Genomic DNA, 16,832 nt, shown 5'->3' with positions numbered 1-16,832 from the left:
CTTCAAAAAATAGCGATCAGATCAGTATACCGTTATTCAGTGATACGGCGATAGACAGTCGGTGTGGTTTCCGGTGCTTTATCGTCAAGCTTAATTGCCGCTTTTACCGCTTTCGCCGCGTCCTGCCAGCTGGCTTCGTCTTTCGCGTGGATCACCGCCAGCGGACGTTGGCCGTCAACGCTGTCGCCCAGGCGGGTCATATCGGTAAAGCCAACGCTGTAATCAATGGTGTCCGATGCCTGACGGCGACCGCCGCCCATAGACACGACCGCCATGCCGAGCGCGCGGGTGTCCATTGCCGAAACAAAGCCTTCGGTATCCGCATAGACCGCTTTGCTGAGCATCGCGGTCGGCAGGTATTTGGCGTAGTTTTCAACGAAGTCGGTCGGGCCTTTCTGCGCGGCCACCATGCGGCCAAAGATCTCCGCCGCTTTGCCGTTGTCCAGCACCGCCTGCAGCTTCGCGCGCGCTTCTGCATCGTCTTTGGCCAGCTTGCCGGAGATTAACATCTCAACGCACAGCGCCATGGTGACGTCAAACAGGCGCGGGTTACGGTATTCACCCGTCAGGAACTGGACCGCTTCGCGCACTTCGACGGCGTTACCGGCGCTGGAGGCCAGCACCTGGTTCATGTCGGTGAGCAGCGCGGTAGTGCGCACGCCCCCGCCGTTGGAGACGCCAACGATCGCTTCGGCAAGCGCAGCAGAAAGTTCATAGGTTGGCATAAACGCGCCGCTGCCGACCTTCACGTCCATCACCAGCGCGTCCAGGCCTTCTGCCAGTTTTTTGGCAAGGATCGAGGCGGTAATCAGCGGGATGGAGTCAACGGTGGCGGTAATGTCGCGCGTCGCGTAGAAACGCTTGTCTGCCGGAGCAAGAGAGCTGGTTTGGCCGATAATCGCCACGCCAACGTCTTTAATAATGTCGCGGAAGCGGCCGTCATCCGGGAAGATATCGAAGCCCGGAATGGCTTCCAGCTTGTCGAGCGTACCGCCGGTGTGGCCCAGGCCGCGTCCGGAGATCATCGGAACGTAACCGCCGCAGGCCGCCACCATCGGGCCGAGCATCAGGGAGGTCACGTCGCCCACGCCGCCGGTGGAGTGTTTATCCACAATCGGGCCGTTAAGGTTGAGGCTTTTCCAGTCCAGAACGGTTCCTGAATCTCGCATCGCCATGGTCAGCGACACGCGCTCGGGCATCGACATATCGTGGAAGAAAATGGTCATCGCCAGAGCCGCAATCTGCCCTTCAGAGACGGTGTTATCACGAATGCCGTTGATAAAGAAGCGGATCTCTTCGTCGCTTAATGCATGACCATCACGTTTTTTACGAATAATTTCTTGTGCGAGAAACACGGTAACCCCCATGAGGAATCGGGTGAATGGCGGCGGGTACGGTTTACCCGACCACGATCCGGTAGGCCGGGTAAGCGTAGCGCCACCCGGCAATTCAAACTTAGTAGCTGCTTGCGCTCTTACCGTCGCCGTGGCCCAGCGCCTTCAGCAGGCTGGCCAGCAGGCTGGACGCGCCGAAGCGGTAGTGACGGGAATCGGCCCAGTCTGCGCCAAACAGCTCGTCGGCAATCGCCAGGAACTGCTGCGCGTCTTCAGCGGTACGCACGCCGCCCGCAGGCTTAAAGCCAACGGTTTTGGATACGCCCATGTCGCGGATCACTTCCATCATGATGCGCGCGCTTTCCGGGGTGGCGTTAACCGGCACTTTACCGGTAGAGGTTTTGATGAAATCCGCACCGGCTTTGATGGAGATTTCAGACGCCTTACGAATCAGCGCCTCTTCTTTCAGCTCGCCGGTTTCGACGATCACTTTAAGCAGCACGTTTGCCGCCGCACACGCGTCTTTACAGGCTTTCACCAGGTCAAAACCGACCTGCTCGTTGCCGGCAATCAGCGCGCGATACGGGAATACCACGTCAACTTCATCAGCGCCGTAGGCAATCGCCGCGCGGGTTTCTGCCAGCGCGATGTCGATATCGTCATTGCCGTGCGGGAAGTTGGTCACGGTGGCAATGCGCACGTCCGGCGTGCCCTGCGCGTTCAGCGTTTTGCGGGCAATAGGGATAAAGCGCGGGTAGATACAGACGGCGGCGGTGTTACCCACCGGCGTTTTCGCCTGGTGGCACAGGGCGATGACTTTCTCATTGGTGTCGTCATCGTTCAGGGTAGTCAGGTCCATCAGCTTCAACGCGCGCAGGCTGCTTGCAGTTAAGTCGGTCATAACATTCTCCAACGGCAGTGCCGTATAAATTTACCTTGCGGGTCTGTGAGTATTCTAACATTCACCCGCATCCACACTTCGACATTCATCACAGTTAATGAAAACTGCGTACAAATTTGCATTACTGTAATGAGATCTTCTTCAAACTTTAGCGCGTAAATTGCTGGCTAAAGCAGCGATACCCCCTGTCGGATCAAAAGCCCCGGCAGGCTGGCTTCCTACAATTCACTGACCATCCGCAGAACCATCAAGGAAGCGAACATGCCCGACGCCCTGCAACAACGTTGCCAGCACATTGTGACAAGCCCGGTATTAACCCCGGAGCAAAAACGTCATTTTCTGGCGCTGGAAGCGGAAAATAATCTGCCCTATCCCACGCTGCCATCGGCTGCCCGCGCCGCGCTGGACGAGGGCTTTATCTGCGATATGTTCGAAGGCCATGCGCCTTACAAGCCGCGCTACGTACTGCCGGATTACGCAAAATTCCTGGCTAACGGTTCAGAATGGCTGGAGCTGGAAGGGGCAAACGATCTCGACGATGCCCTCTCGCTGTTAACCATCCTCTACCATCATGTTCCGTCCGTCACATCGATGCCCGTGTATCTGGGCCAGCTCGATGCGATACTGCAACCGTATGTTAGAATTCTAACACAGGAAGAGATCGATAGCCGAATAAAACGTTTCTGGCGCTACCTCGACCGCACGCTGCCGGATGCCTTTATGCACGCCAATATCGGCCCGGCAGACACGCCGGTCACGCGCGCCATTCTGCGCGCTGATGCGGAGCTGAAGCAGGTCGCACCGAATTTGACCTTTATCTACGATCCTGAAATCACACCGGATGATTTGCTGCTTGAGGTGGCTAAAAATATTTGCGAATGCAGCAAACCGCATATTTCTAATGGCCCGATGAATGATAAAATTTTCACAAAAGGTCGTTACGGCGTGGTGAGCTGTTACAACTCACTGCCGCTGGCAGGCGGTGGCAGCACCCTGGTTCGCCTCAACCTGAAGGCGATTGCTGAACACAGCGCCTCCGTTGAAGATTTCTTTACCCGCACGTTGCCGCACTACTGCGAGCAGCAAATGGCCATCATCGATGCACGCTGCGATTTTCTGTATGAGCAATCTGGATTCTTTGAGAATAGCTTCCTGGTGAAAGAGGGGTTGATTGAGGCAGATCGTTTTGTGCCGATGTTTGGCATGTACGGCCTGTCCGAAGCGGTAAACACGCTCTGTGACAAGAGCGGAATGAAAGCACGCTACGGCAAGGACGAGCAGGCCAACGCCCTGGGCTATCGCATCAGCGAACGGCTCGCGGCGTTTGTGGAGAACACGCCGGTTAAACACGGCTGGAAAAAACGCGCGATGCTCCATGCGCAGTCGGGGATCAGTTCGGATTCGGGCACCACGCCGGGCGCGCGGCTGCCTTACGGCGACGAGCCCGATCCGATTACCCATCTGCTGGCCGTTGCGCCACACCACAAACACTATCACTCCGGGATCAGCGACATCCTGACGCTGGAAGAGACGGTAAAACGTAACCCGCAGGCCGTGGTGCAGCTGTGCCTGGGCGCCTTTAGCGCCGGTATGCGTGAATTCACCGCCAACGTGGCGGGCAACGATCTGGTGCGCGTCACCGGATACATGGTGCGACTGTCGGATCTTGAGAAGTATCGGGAGGCCGGATCGCGCACCAACACCACCTGGCTGGGAGAGGAAGCCGCACGCAATACCCGCATTCTGGAACGTCAGCCGCGCGTGATAAGCCATGAACAGCAGATGCGCTTTAGTTAGTCAGGTTATCCCCTTCTCCTGCGTGGACGGGCCGGGCAGCCGCCTGGCGCTGTTCCTGCAGGGGTGCAACCTGCGCTGCAAAACCTGCCACAACCCGTGGACGATCGGTCGCTGCAACGACTGCGGCGACTGCGTGCCCCACTGCCCGCACGATGCGCTGAACATTCAGGCCGGGCGGGTCTGGTGGCAGGAGAGCCAGTGTCAGCAGTGCGACACCTGCCTGCACCTGTGCCCGCAGCAGGCCACGCCGATGGCGCATCGCTTTAGCGTGGAGGAGATCCTCGCGCAGATCCGCAAAGCCGCTCCGTTTATCGAGGGCGTTACCGTCAGCGGCGGCGAAGCCACCACGCAGCTGCCGTTTGTGATCGCCCTTTTTACGGCGATCAAAGCCGATCCCGCTCTGCGCCACTTAACCTGTCTGGTAGACAGCAACGGTCTGCTGGGTGAAACCGGCTGGCAAAAGCTTCTGCCGGTACTGGACGGGGCGATGCTGGATCTGAAAGCCTGGGGAAACGAACATCACCGCTTCCTGACCGGGCGCGAAAACCCGCAGATTAAGCAGAGCATCCGCTGGCTGGCGCAGCATCAGCGGTTAACCGAGCTGCGGCTGCTGGTGATCCCCGAGCAGTGCGATTATCTGGAACATATCGAAGCATTGACCACGTTTATCCACTCCCTGGGCAACGTACCGGTACGCATCAACGCGTTTCACGCGCACGGCGTTTACGGAGTGGCGGCATCATGGCGCAGCGCCACGCCGGGGGACGTTGAACCCCTGGCTGAAGCGCTGGAAAAGCAGAAGATTAGGGCGATCCGCCCGGCGCTTTATCTATAGCGCGATGCCAAATACCGAACGGGTGTTTTCAAGTAGCGCATCGGCAATCACCTCTTCAGGCTCCTTACGCAGTTCACAAAGGGTGGTAAATACGCGCGCCGCCTGTTCCGGACGATTAGGCTGCCCCTGAAAGCCGTTGAGCGGCATGTCGGGGGCATCGGTTTCCAGTAGCAGCGCCGACAGCGGCAGCTGCGCCATCACGTCCCGGGTTTTACTGGCGCGCGGATAGGTGATGGTGCCACCGACGCCAATCTTATAGCCCAGATCGATAAAACGCTGCGCCTGCTGTAGGCTGCCGGAAAAACCGTGCACCACGCCCCTGCGCGGCAGATCGGCACGCTTCAGGTGCATCGCCAGCTTGTCGTGCGTGCGCCTTGAGTGGAGGATCACCGGCAGATCGCGGCGCTTTGCCAGCCTGAGCTGCGCGTCGAGGATCGTCTGCTGGCGCTCAAACTGGGGATCATCACGATAGAGATCGAGCCCGATCTCGCCGATGGCCACCAGCTTGTTTCCTGCCGTTTGCACAACTGCGTCCAGCCTGTCGATATGCTCGTCCAGATGGTGTTCAATCACAATTGGATGCAGGCCCAGCGCGGCATACAGCGCATCATGGCGGCGGGCAAGCGCCAGCACGCGATCGAAGTATGCGGCTTCAACTGCGGGCACAATTATCGCCTGAACGCCGGCGTCTGCTGCGCGGGCGATGCTTTGCAGCTCATCTCCGGTAAACGGCGGAAAATCAAAGTGGCAGTGGGTGTCGACAAAACGGTACGTCACGCCAGATCCTCGTTATCCAGTGGCGCATCATTCGCCTGCGGAATGTCGACCAGCGGCATCGCCAGCGCGTCATTCGCCACAATAGCAGGGGGAGTGATAATTCGCTTATGTCGGTGAAGGGGCGGTTGCTCAGCCAGCATTTTCCCCACCGTCGCGAGGAAATAGCGTCCGCACAGCCGTCCTGTTTTGTAGTCCATGCGCAGCGCCGGCAGGCGGCTGCCCAGCGCCATGCTAACCAGCGGCTTAGGCGGATAAATTTCGAAGATGCGCAGCTTGCCCGGCGGTTTTTCAATAAATTGCTGCATCGCACCGTAGGTCGATTCATGCAGCTTCGCAATATTCACCAGCGGCTGCAGGCTGCTATCGCCCAGCCAGCGCTCCATGCGCTTAAACCACTGCGGGGTGTAATACATTTGCGAGGGCACGGTGCGGATCACGACGATGGTTTTCGCCCCGCGTCGCGCGGCTTCCTGTACCGGTACGGCGTCGCTGATACCGCCGTCCAGGTAGCTAATCCCGTCCAGCAGCGCGCCGGTGCGATAAAAACCGGGAATGGCGCTGGAGGCGCGAATGATGTCGAGCCAGTTCTCTTTCTGCGGCGAAAAATAGCCCGGAGAGTAGTCATCGCCCCGGCTGGCGCACATCCAGAACTCTTTTCCGCTATCAAACAGACGTGCCGCGGTGTCCATCGCCAGCGGCATCTGGCTGGCGGTGGACTCCAGCAGCCAGTCGAGATCGATCAGGTTTCCGCCGCGCACAAAACGCACCGGATTGAAAAATTCCTTCGACGTCGTGTAGCGCATTATGACCTTGCGGGCATAGCCGGGCTGATTACAGACGTAAGCGGACAGATTCTGAGCACCTGCAGAGGTGCCAAAGTAGAGGTTGAAAGGGTTAAACTGCGCGCGCATAAATTCGTCCAGCACGCCGGCCGTAAAAATGCCGCGCTGCCCGCCGCCTTCACACACCAGCGCAAGCTGCCCTGCGTGAAACGGTTTCAACGCCAGCGGCGCAATATTACCGAGCGTAACGGGAATTCGCTGCCCCACCTCTGCCTTCCTGTTTTCGTTATTCTGTTCAGACACAGTAACGCACTCCGGCACTGAGACTCAAACAAGAAAAAGCCAGTCACAAGGACTGGCTTTACTTTGTTTATGAAATATTGCGTTTGCTACGGACGGCGTCGACCCGTAAACAGGCTGACCAGGAACAGGATAATACCGACGACGAAGACAATTTTTGCTGCCCAGGCCGCTGTACCTGCCAATCCACCAAAGCCCAATGCGGCGGCAATTAACGCGATAACCAGAAATATAATGCCCCAACGAAACATAAGCCTCTCCTTTACCATAGTTAATGTCGGCCGCTAAACGTGAGCGCTCAGGCGACTCACCGGCGTCATTCCAGTGTCGTTCTTATTTCGCCCGCTGGCCTCAGCCAGACGGGCGAATTGTGTTGATTTACTTCGCTTTCAGGTCGTTTTTGACGCTTTTGACGCCATCAATGGCTTTCGCGATGGTTTCAGCACGTTCAATTTGCGCCTGGGAATCTACCGTACCGGAAAGCTGAACCACACCGTCGGTGGTTTCCACTTTCACTTTTCGTGAAGGTACGATGTCATCTGCTAAGAGTTTAGCTTTGATTTCGCTGGTGGTTGCCGCATCCCCGGCATAACCTTTCACAGAGGAGTCTTTAGCATCACGGACGTGCAGTTTGTCGCTCACGTCGGTTACGCCTTCGACACCCTTGGCCACCTTCACTGCCTGTTCAGCCTGAGCCTGGCTTTCAACGAAACCACTCAGGGTGACAACTTTCTTATCGGTTTTAACGGAAATATCGGTGCTCTTGATGGCTTCATCATCCACCAGCGCGGCTTTCACTTTTGCTGTGATTGAGCTGTCATCCATGAAATTACCGACTTTATTCATAGAGCTATCGATTTTTTCCCCTGCGGTATCAGCAGTGGACTGCGCTTTATCCATGGTGCTGGTTTCCGCCAGGGCAGAACCACTTACCAGGACGCTACCCAATGTCACAGCCAGCAGAGTTTTAGAAATCTTCAGTCTTGTCATATTCATCGATGTATTCCTGTGTTTTGCCCGTTATTCGGGCGACAAACTTCCCTTATTGCTAGTTTTATATGTTGCGAATAAACACACGGGCGAAATGGAGAACGTTGAGTCATGCATTGAACAGTTAATTCATCCGTGCCCGGTGCTAAACACTGAGTTAAATATAGATCACTCTCACAGCGCCGCTTTCAAAATTGGGCAAAAAACGCGCGAATGGCATGAAATTGCGATGAATTAAGAACATTCCGCAAGGGATTAATAAGACAGGAATTAAAGACGAGCACGGCGGCAGCCGTGCTCTGAGGGGGGATTAGTGCTCGCGGGTTTTACGGAACTGAACGTCAGGATAACGTTCCTGCGTCAGGTTCAGGTTCACCATGGTTGGGGCGATATAGGTCAGGTTATCGCCGCCATCCAGCGCCAGCTGGATCTCGTTCTTACGCTTAAATTCTTCGAATTTCTTCACGTCAGAACATTCAACCCAGCGCGCCGTTGCCACGTTTACGGATTCGTAAATCGCTTCAACGTTGTACTCGCTCTTCAGGCGCGCAACCACCACGTCGAACTGCAGCACACCGACCGCGCCCACGATCAGGTCGTTGTTCGCGATTGGGCGGAACACCTGCACGGCGCCCTCTTCTGAGAGCTGAACCAGGCCTTTCAGCAGCTGCTTCTGCTTCAGCGGGTCGCGCAGGCGAATGCGACGGAACAGTTCCGGCGCGAAGTTCGGGATGCCGGTGAACTTCATCATTTCGCCCTGGGTGAAGGTATCGCCAATCTGGATAGTACCGTGGTTATGCAGGCCGATGATGTCGCCCGGATAGGCCTCTTCAACGTGCGAACGGTCGCCCGCCATAAAGGTCAGCGCGTCGGAGATGACAACGTCTTTCCCGATACGGACCTGGCGCAGCTTCATGCCCTTCTCATATTTACCGGACACCACGCGCATGAACGCTACGCGGTCGCGGTGTTTCGGGTCCATGTTGGCCTGAATTTTAAAGACGAAGCCGGTGAACTTCTCTTCCTGCGCTTCAACTTCGCGGGTGTCGGTTTTGCGCGGCATTGGGCGCGGCGCCCACTCCACCAGACCGTCGAGCATATGGTCAACGCCAAAGTTACCCAGCGCGGTACCGAAGAACACCGGCGTAATTTCGCCCGCCAGGAACAGCTCTTTATCGAACTCGTGGGACGCACCTTTCACCAGCTCCAGCTCGTCGCGCAGCTGCGCGGCCAGCTCTTCACCAACCGCAGCGTCCAGCTCAGGGTTGTCCAGGCCTTTTACCACGCGGACTTCCTGAATGGTGTGGCCCTTACCGGTCTGATACAGGTAGGTTTCGTCTTTATAGAGGTGGTAAACGCCTTTAAACAGCTTGCCGCAGCCGATCGGCCAGGTGATTGGCGCACAGGCGATCTTCAGCTCGCTTTCAACTTCGTCCATCACTTCCATCGGATCGCGGATGTCACGGTCGAGTTTGTTCATAAAGGTGAGGATCGGCGTGTCGCGCAGACGGGTAACTTCCATCAGCTTACGGGTCCGGTCTTCTACACCTTTCGCGGCGTCGATCACCATCAGGCAGCAGTCCACCGCCGTCAGGGTACGGTAGGTATCTTCGGAGAAGTCTTCGTGGCCCGGGGTGTCCAGCAGGTTCACCAGGCAGTCGTGATACGGGAACTGCATCACGGAGGTGGTAATCGAAATACCACGCTGCTTTTCCATCTCCATCCAGTCAGATTTTGCGTGCTGGCTGGAGCCACGGCCCTTAACGGTACCGGCAGTCTGGATCGCCTGTCCGAACAGCAGCACCTTCTCGGTGATGGTCGTTTTACCGGCATCCGGGTGCGAGATAATGGCAAAAGTGCGGCGCTTGGCCACCTCCTGCAGATAAGGAGACAACGTCATAATTAAATCTTCTTTTATAAGCGCGGCAGCACGCCACGCATCATGGAATACGAAATTGCGGCTATTTTACCCATCAACGGGGGGCAGGCAATCATTGTTTACACAGGAGCTGCTCCAGTTCGCTTAATGACGAGACGGTCCAGGTCGGCTCGATGCCTTCCGGCTGCACGCGGCCGTGCGCATTTAACCAGACGGTCGACAGACCGGACCTGATGCCGCCAAGAATATCGGACTCTGCGGTATCCCCTACCATCAGCACGCGGTCGCGGTCAGGGTTGCCGGCCTTCGCCAGCGCGTAATCAAAAATACGCGGGTCCGGCTTCGGCACGCCCACCTCTTCGGAGATCACCAGCGCGTCAAAATGATCCCGCAGGCCGGTGCGCTCGAGGCGGATCTGCTGCAGCGCGGTAAAGCCGTTGGTGATAATCCCGAGCTTCGCCTTGCCTTTAAGTGAATCCAGCAGGGAAACTGCGCCAGGCAATGGCGCGCAGATATCCGCCATGGCGTTCAGGAAGGCATCGTTCAGCGCCCCCGGGCTCACGTTCAGGCGTTCGGCCCACACGTCGAAGCGCTGGTGCTGCAGTTGTAACGCGGTGATGGCCCCATTCTGGTAATCCACCCACAGCGGCTTGTTCACCGCCTGATAGTCCTGAAAATCTTCAGCGGTGAAGGTCACGCTATAGTCGAGAAACATCCGCTGTAGGCCGCCGAATGAGTCAAACGTAAACAGCGTTTCGTCGGCATCAAAGAAAATCCAGTCCCATTTCATCGTTACAACCTTATTATTTGTTATCCAATCGGCAGAGCCATAATGATGGCGTCTTCACGTCCCTCTGCGGTGGGGTAGTAGTTACGGCGGATTGTCGCCTCGTTAAAGCCTAAGCTTTCATAGAGCGCGATGGCGGCGACGTTCGACGCGCGCACCTCCAGCCACAGGGTGAAAACGTCACGGGTTTCGAGCGCCCGAATGAGGTGCTCGAGCAGTTCTCTCCCCAGCCCACGGCGCTGAAACGCAGGATCAACCGCAATGTTAAACAGCGTCGCTTCATCAAGAACGACCTGGGTAATCGCAAACGCCGCCATTTTGCCATCGACGTCCAGGCGGTAGTTCAGATACCGTTCGCCCTGGTTGCTGGCGAAGGTTTTTTCGCTCCACGGAAAGGCGTGGGCGCGTTTTTCAATCTCGAATGCCGTCGTCAGATCAGGCGTCGTGAGGGAAGAAATCGTGTTCATATTCGCAGATTTGTTGCCATAGCGCGCGACGCGCGTTTGGGTCGGCCTTCAGTTCGTCAAGCGCTGGCGAGGAGATTTGGCTCCCCTGCAGAGAGGTCGCGTCCGTCTCACCCAAACGCCAGCTGTTGCAGCGGCTGTCAGGGGGAAGCATCGCCACCCGATCTGGTGTTAGCGGTAAAACCTGATCGGACGTCAGCTTCAGGCTGCGAAGGACATCACCGATAAGGGGTTCATTCAGGGCAGGCATTTCCTCCGCCACCATCACCAGACGCACGTGCGCTGGGATGGAGATGGCGATTTCGCCCTGCAACGCCGTCGGGCGACGCAAGGCCCACTGGGTAATGCCCAGCTGCTGCAACTGCCAGTCTCGTCGGGATGTCATAGGGAAAACTCCTGTCTCTCAGGCGCGCAAATATAGCAAATGTGTCGAAAGTGCGCCATCTACCTACTATAATCCCCGCCTGAGTTTATTGAGGAACAATTCATGTCTGCATTTACCCCGGCAAGTGAAGTCTTGCTGCGCCACAGTGATGATTTCGAACAAAGCCGTATTCTGTTTGCCGGAGATATGCAGGATGACCTGCCTGCGCGTTTCGACTGTGCTGAAAGCCGTGCCCACACCCAGTATTATCACCACTGGCAGGTGCTGAGCCGCCAGATGGGCGAGCGCGCGCGCTTTAGCCTGGTGGCGGAGCAGAGCGATGTTGCCGACTGCGATACGCTGATCTACTACTGGCCGAAGAACAAGCCGGAAGCGCAGTTCCAGCTGATGAACCTGCTTTCCCTGCTGCCGGTCGGCTGCGATATCTTCGTGGTCGGTGAGAACCGCAGCGGCGTGCGCAGTGCAGAACAGATGCTGGAAGACTACGCGCCGCTAAACAAAGTCGACAGCGCCCGCCGCTGTGGCCTGTACCACGGTCGTCTGGAAAAACAGGCAACCTTCGATGCCGAAGCCTTCTGGGGCGAGTATGAGCTTGACGGCCTGACCATCAAAACCCTGCCGGGCGTGTTCAGCCGCGACTATCTGGACGTGGGAAGCAAGCTGCTGTTATCTACCCTGACGCCGCACACTAAGGGCAAGGTGCTGGACGTGGGCTGCGGCGCGGGCGTGCTGTCAACGGTGCTTGCCAGCCATTCGCCTAAAGTGCGTTTAACCTTGTGTGACGTCAGCGCCCCGGCGGTGGAAGCCAGCCGCGCAACGCTCGCCGCAAACGGCATTGAAGGCGACGTGGTTGCCAGCAACGTCTTCTCCGACGTCACCGGGCGCTTCGACATGATCATCTCCAACCCGCCGTTCCACGACGGTATGGAAACCAGTCTGGAAGCGGCACAAACGCTGATCCGTGGCGCAACCCGTCACCTTAACAGCGGCGGCGAGCTGCGTATCGTCGCGAACGCCTTCCTGGCCTACCCGAAAGTGCTGGATGAAACCTTCGGCTTCCACGAGGTGATCGCCCAGACTGGCCGTTTCAAAGTGTACCGCACCGTGATGACGCGTCAGGCGAAGAAATAATTCGCCATGTAATGCAGGCCGGATAAGCGCCAGCGCCATCCGGCAAGCAGGCGTTTCAGTTCCGGCCATTTTTGCAGCAATCAATAAAACGTGCGCACTTTTCTGTTGACGTAAAGCTGAAAACATCTAGAATGCGCCTCCGTGGTTACGATACTTTTACAGTGTCGATGGTATGCGAAGGTGGCGGAATTGGTAGACGCGCTAGCTTCAGGTGTTAGTGTCCTTACGGATGTGGGGGTTCGAGTCCCCCCCCTCGCACCATAAATCACGTTGATATTGCTCGCACTGGGCGAAGGTGGCGGAATTGGTAGACGCGCTAGCTTCAGGTGTTAGTGTCCTTAGGATGTGGGGGTTCGAGTCCCCCCCCTCGCACCAACGAGGCGATATCAAAATAGTAAGATGACTGTGCGAAGGTGGCGGAATTGGTAGACGCGCTAGCTTCAGGTGTTAGTGTCCTTACGGATGTGGGGGTTCGAGTCCCCCCCCTCGCACCAATTATCTTGCTTCTCTCCTGTCGTTTTCCTGTAGTGCCTCATTTTTCCCTGTTACTTCAAACTCATCACTATCACCAGTATTCCGCTGACCAGCGCGACGCATGATGGCAATAACACAAAATGCCGCAACTGCTTATGCCAAATCATCGCAGACGTCACCAGCAATCCTGACACAATGATGGCTTTCCAGATATCGATAGAGAGATCGGCAAACATCAGACCGCCAAGTATTGCCCCCGGCAGTAATACCCCCCAACCACTTCCCAGCGCCCTGTGCAACATGATCCGCCCTTTCAAAACGATAATGATAACCAATATCATATGATATTAATTATCATTTGTCAGCTCGCACCGTTAAAATCCCGCGACCTTTACCTTTCCCATAATGACAGCAAATGTGTAAGGTGATAAATTGCTCACCTGTTAACTTCCTATAAAGTTTATCTGATAATTACAATTCAATTTTTTTGCTTTCACTATCCCAGAACAACACCTATTTATCTGTTTTAATTAAATATTATTAAAAAAGCACGAATATGACATCACAATCCTGGCGGTCTTTGGTCAATAGCAAATATCAATTATCTTTACGTTTATTTCTTTTTCTGAACGCAATATCTGCGCTGTTCTCGGTAACAAACCCGCTCTATTCTGTGCGCGTATTATCTGTTCCGCTGTTTGCCGTGTTTACGCTCAGTGCGGGCCTGCTCATCTGGCACGGAAAGGACGGCACGCGAAAAATAAATATTCCCATCGTTTCGGCCATCTTCGGTATTTTATGGGCCTGGCAGATCGCCTCTAAATTCTCGTTAATTACTCACGATCGGGCGACATATTTGAACATGGCGCTGTTGACGGTGCTCTTTATTGGTTCGCTGGCGTTTGCCAGCAATATCAAAGCCTTCACGCTGCATTCACTGCCTGCATTTATTGTTTGCCTGTGGCTCGGCGATCCGGATAGCTGGTTAAGGATGATTTACTCTTTTGCGCTTCCCGTGGTGGCGATTGGCATTCATCACGTCCTGCAAAGACGCAACGACCGGTTCGCACAGGAGCTGCTCTCCCGCCTGCTGGAAGAACGAGAAACGCTTACCGACCTCAGCATGATGGACCCGCTTACCGGCCTTTATAATCGCCGCGGCCTGCAGAGTCGGCTGGATAACCTGCCGACGGTGGAGAACGGCGAGCACTTTGTGCTGCTGCTGGATATCGACCATTTCAAAGCGTACAACGACCACTACGGCCATATGATGGGGGATCAGGCGTTGATTCGCGTCTCTGCCGCCATTCGGGATGCCGTCCGTTCGCGTGATATCGTTGCGCGCTTCGGCGGCGAAGAGTTTATGGTGCTGCTGACGAATATCTCGCTTGAACATGCCCGCCAGACCGCGGAGCAGATCCGGCAGAAAGTGTATGATTTGAAAATCCCGCATATGTTCAACGAAAGCGTCGCGACCAACGTCACCATCAGCATCGGCATCGCGATTTACGAGGGTGACGACGTTGAGCGCGCGCTGGAAAAAGCTGATAAAGCCCTCTACGAAGCGAAGCATATGGGACGCAACAGCATCCTGCTCAGCGACGAATTGCAGGCGATATAAACGCAGCGTCATGCATCAGGGACAAAAGGCTTGCTATCGAAATGAGCAATAGTTAGGATTGGCAATCATTATCATTTAGATTTCTATCCAAACTATGGCCACACGTACCGTACAAGCCGTTGAACCTCTCCTCTGGCGAGCCAGTCTCTCCACCGGGAACGTTACGCTTGCGGACGCCATTCGCGACAAGATTGCAGAAACCCGAGCCCATCTGCTGGATTTTATCAAGCTTGATGAAGCTCACCCGCACGCTGCGATGACGCTTTCCCAATGGCAGCGTTCTACAGAACTGCAGTCGCTGCTGGCCACCTATTCAGACCATATCTATCGCAACCAGCCGAATCTTGCGCGGGAAAATAAACCGCTGATCTCGCTTTGGGCACAGTGGTATATCGGCTTGATGGTTCCTCCCCTCATGCTGGCCTTGTTAACCCAGGACAGCATGCTGGATCTCTCGCCGGATTATTTTCACGTCGAATTTCATGAAACCGGGCGTGCAGCCTGCTTCTGGATTGACTTACACGAAGACCGGGACGCCAGCCTGCTTTCTGCTCAGGAGCGTATGGAGCGACTCGTTACCCACGCGCTGGTTCCCGTAGTTGACGCGCTGGAAGCGACGGGAGAGATAAACGGTAAGCTTATCTGGAGCAATACCGGATATTTGATCCACTGGTATCTGACGGAGATGAAACCGCTGCTGGGCGATGAGAAGGTTGATGCGCTACGACAGTCCTGTTTCTTCGCAAAACAGCTTTCGGATGGGCGGGATAACCCCTTATTCCGTACCGTCGTCCCGCGTGACGGCCTTCTGGTGCGCCGTACCTGCTGTCAGCGCTATCGCCTGCCGGACGTGCAGCAGTGCGGGGATTGCACGCTGAAGTAGTGCCGTTAATTGCCCGGTGGCGCTTCGCTTACCGGGCCTACAAACACTGGCCCGGCCTGATGCCCTCACCCTGTCCCTCTCCTACAGGGAGAGAGAACAAACACTAAAAACGGCAACATGAGTTGCCGTTTTGCTTTTACCTAGGCTACCTGCTGATTTTCCTCTTCCGCGTTACGCTGCGCTTCTTCCGCTTCCTGCTCCAGCAGCTGCTTCTCGTACACTTTAAAGAACGGGAAGTAGATTATTGCCGACACGCAGGCCAGAACCACCACCAGAATAGCCGCACGGAAATCCCAGCCCAGCGCCCACGCTGCGCCTATTGGAGCCGGTGCCGTCCACGGCACAACGGAGATCACGCGACCAATCAGATCCAGCTTCATCACTCCCCATGCCAGCACGGCGTTAACCATTGGCGCCAGCAGGAACGGAATAAAGAATACCGGGTTCATTACAATCGGCGTACCAAAGATGACGGGTTCGTTGATGTTAAAGAAGCTTGGTACCACGCTCAGACGGCCTATCGAACGCAGATGAGCAGAGCGGCTGCGCAGGTAGCAGATCACCAGCCCCATTGTCGCCCCCGAACCACCGATAACAATGAAGAATGTCCAGAATGCTTCCATAAAGATGTGCGGCAGCGGCTGGCTGGCAGCCAGCGCGGTCTGGTTTGCGCCGAGGTTAGTCAGCCAGAACATCTGCAGCATGCCGGAGACAATTGCCGCCCCGTGGATCCCCGCGAACCACAGCAAATGACCAATCAGCACGGCCAGCAGGATCGCAGGCAGCGAGTCCGCCGCGGATACCAGTGGTTTGAATACCGACATAATCGCCTGCGGGATCAGCATGCCAAACTGAGACTGAATCAGCAGGCTCAGCGGATAAAGCGTCAACACCACCACTAGTACCGGGATCAGCAGATCAAAAGAGTTTTTGATCATCGGCGGAACCTGGTCCGGCAGCCGAATACCGATGTTGTGCGCTTTCAGAAAACGCATCATCTCTACGCAATAGATCGCAACCAAAATCGCGGTAAAGATCCCCGTCCCGCCCAGGCTGTCTACCGGCAAAGCGCCTTTTGTTTTCGGCGCGGCGACCAGCAGAAATGCCATCAGCGACAGCATGGCGCACATGAAGGGATCGAGCTGATGCGACTTCACATAATGTTTGCCAAGGTTATAGGCGATAGCCGCACAAATATAAATGGACATGATGCCCATCGTCATATCAAACGGCGTCAGGATCTGGCCCTCAAATTGCTTCGCCATATCCAGCCAGGCGCGGGCAAAGCCCCAGGTAGTATCGGGCGAGAAAGGAGGGTAAGCAAACACCAACAGGAACGAGCCCACAATCATAAACGGCATCGCGGAGATGAACCCATCGCGGATTGCCATAACATGACGCTGGGAGGAGATCCGCCCGGCAATCGGGCTGACGTAATTCTCAACAAAACGAAATATCAGATTAAACGCAGCATGGTTGGCAGACATAGCAG

General features: G+C 55.9%; 17 protein-coding genes and 3 tRNA genes. 8 read left to right on the top strand and 12 right to left on the bottom strand.

All coding sequences use genetic code 11. The features are described 5' to 3' along the window. Positions 1–32 precede the first annotated feature (32 nt). The gene (gene deoA, locus VPX56_RS03670) at positions 33–1,355 is read right to left on the bottom strand and encodes a thymidine phosphorylase (RefSeq protein ID WP_326469945.1); all 1,323 of its coding nucleotides are present in this window, start codon (positions 1,353–1,355) and stop codon (positions 33–35) included. A gap of 100 nt (positions 1,356–1,455) precedes the next feature. Next, complete coding sequence (deoC, locus tag VPX56_RS03665) at positions 1,456–2,235, bottom strand: deoxyribose-phosphate aldolase (RefSeq protein ID WP_326469943.1); 780 nt, start codon at positions 2,233–2,235, stop codon at positions 1,456–1,458. Between the two features lie 261 nt (positions 2,236–2,496). Here deoC and VPX56_RS03660 point away from each other — a divergent pair, with 261 nt between their 5' ends. Both VPX56_RS03660 and VPX56_RS03655 read left to right on the top strand, forming a co-directional pair. Continuing rightward, complete coding sequence (locus VPX56_RS03660) at positions 2,497–4,032, top strand: YjjI family glycine radical enzyme (protein ID WP_326469940.1); 1,536 nt, start codon at positions 2,497–2,499, stop codon at positions 4,030–4,032. Next, complete coding sequence (locus VPX56_RS03655; RefSeq protein ID WP_326469938.1) at positions 4,007–4,867, top strand: YjjW family glycine radical enzyme activase; 861 nt, start codon at positions 4,007–4,009, stop codon at positions 4,865–4,867. The genes VPX56_RS03660 and VPX56_RS03655 overlap by 26 nt, the downstream gene beginning before the upstream one ends. Here VPX56_RS03655 and VPX56_RS03650 read toward each other — a convergent pair. From VPX56_RS03650 to VPX56_RS03615, 8 genes are all read right to left on the bottom strand, one after another. Then, a complete protein-coding gene (locus VPX56_RS03650; protein WP_326469937.1) occupies positions 4,862–5,644 on the bottom strand; it encodes a TatD family hydrolase in 783 nt (260 codons plus the stop codon). The genes VPX56_RS03655 and VPX56_RS03650 overlap by 6 nt on opposite strands. Beyond that, entirely contained in the window at positions 5,641–6,693 is a 1,053-nt protein-coding gene (locus VPX56_RS03645; protein ID WP_263610088.1) for a patatin-like phospholipase family protein, read from the bottom strand. Before VPX56_RS03645 ends, VPX56_RS03650 begins: the two co-directional genes overlap by 4 nt. Positions 6,694–6,815: 122 nt before the next feature. Next, positions 6,816–6,977: a DUF1328 domain-containing protein gene (locus VPX56_RS03640; protein WP_003856556.1), complete on the bottom strand. Its 162-nt coding sequence runs from the start codon at positions 6,975–6,977 to the stop codon at positions 6,816–6,818. A 127-nt stretch (positions 6,978–7,104) separates the two neighbouring features. Beyond that, the gene (gene osmY / locus VPX56_RS03635) at positions 7,105–7,722 is read right to left on the bottom strand and encodes a molecular chaperone OsmY (RefSeq protein WP_131634041.1); all 618 of its coding nucleotides are present in this window, start codon (positions 7,720–7,722) and stop codon (positions 7,105–7,107) included. Between the two features lie 304 nt (positions 7,723–8,026). Further along, entirely contained in the window at positions 8,027–9,616 is a 1,590-nt protein-coding gene (gene prfC, locus VPX56_RS03630) for a peptide chain release factor 3 (protein WP_131634042.1), read from the bottom strand. Positions 9,617–9,707: 91 nt separating this feature from the next. Then, positions 9,708–10,385: a pyrimidine 5'-nucleotidase gene (gene yjjG / locus VPX56_RS03625; protein WP_131634043.1), complete on the bottom strand. Its 678-nt coding sequence runs from the start codon at positions 10,383–10,385 to the stop codon at positions 9,708–9,710. A gap of 20 nt (positions 10,386–10,405) precedes the next feature. Further along, on the bottom strand, positions 10,406–10,849 hold the full coding sequence (gene rimI, locus VPX56_RS03620; RefSeq protein WP_326469932.1) for a ribosomal protein S18-alanine N-acetyltransferase: 444 nt from the start codon (positions 10,847–10,849) through the stop codon (positions 10,406–10,408). Beyond that, positions 10,818–11,231 carry a DNA polymerase III subunit psi gene (locus VPX56_RS03615; RefSeq protein ID WP_131634045.1) on the bottom strand — a complete coding sequence of 138 codons (414 nt, stop codon included), beginning with the start codon at positions 11,229–11,231 and terminating at the stop codon, positions 10,818–10,820. The genes rimI and VPX56_RS03615 overlap by 32 nt, the downstream gene beginning before the upstream one ends. Positions 11,232–11,333: 102 nt before the next feature. Here VPX56_RS03615 and rsmC point away from each other — a divergent pair, with 102 nt between their 5' ends. The 4 genes from rsmC to VPX56_RS03595 all read left to right on the top strand — a co-directional run bounded on the left by rsmC (position 11,334) and on the right by VPX56_RS03595 (position 12,856). Further along, positions 11,334–12,362: a 16S rRNA (guanine(1207)-N(2))-methyltransferase RsmC gene (rsmC, locus tag VPX56_RS03610; RefSeq protein WP_131634046.1), complete on the top strand. Its 1,029-nt coding sequence runs from the start codon at positions 11,334–11,336 to the stop codon at positions 12,360–12,362. A 174-nt stretch (positions 12,363–12,536) separates the two neighbouring features. Further along, positions 12,537–12,623: transfer RNA gene (locus VPX56_RS03605), tRNA-Leu, on the top strand. A 28-nt stretch (positions 12,624–12,651) separates the two neighbouring features. Further along, a tRNA-Leu gene (locus VPX56_RS03600) sits at positions 12,652–12,737 on the top strand. Between the two features lie 32 nt (positions 12,738–12,769). Beyond that, positions 12,770–12,856 (top strand) — tRNA-Leu (locus VPX56_RS03595). A 51-nt stretch (positions 12,857–12,907) separates the two neighbouring features. Here VPX56_RS03595 and VPX56_RS03590 read toward each other — a convergent pair. Then, the gene (locus VPX56_RS03590) at positions 12,908–13,177 is read right to left on the bottom strand and encodes a DUF1435 domain-containing protein (protein WP_326469928.1); all 270 of its coding nucleotides are present in this window, start codon (positions 13,175–13,177) and stop codon (positions 12,908–12,910) included. Between the two features lie 215 nt (positions 13,178–13,392). On the opposite strand from VPX56_RS03590, the gene VPX56_RS03585 reads away from it, so the two are divergent. Continuing rightward, complete coding sequence (locus tag VPX56_RS03585) at positions 13,393–14,457, top strand: GGDEF domain-containing protein (protein ID WP_131634048.1); 1,065 nt, start codon at positions 13,393–13,395, stop codon at positions 14,455–14,457. Between the two features lie 94 nt (positions 14,458–14,551). Next, complete coding sequence (gene fhuF / locus VPX56_RS03580; protein WP_326469926.1) at positions 14,552–15,340, top strand: siderophore-iron reductase FhuF; 789 nt, start codon at positions 14,552–14,554, stop codon at positions 15,338–15,340. A 140-nt stretch (positions 15,341–15,480) separates the two neighbouring features. Here fhuF and VPX56_RS03575 read toward each other — a convergent pair whose 3' ends face one another. Further along, positions 15,481–16,827: a PTS sugar transporter subunit IIC gene (locus VPX56_RS03575; protein WP_131634050.1), complete on the bottom strand. Its 1,347-nt coding sequence runs from the start codon at positions 16,825–16,827 to the stop codon at positions 15,481–15,483. Positions 16,828–16,832: the final 5 nt, after the last annotated feature.

It is taken from the genome of Enterobacter wuhouensis (genome assembly GCF_035835995.1).
Lineage (GTDB): Bacteria > Pseudomonadota > Gammaproteobacteria > Enterobacterales > Enterobacteriaceae > Enterobacter > Enterobacter wuhouensis.
Note: the sequence above shows the minus strand (reverse complement) of the source record. Positions and strands in the feature narration are given on the sequence as shown.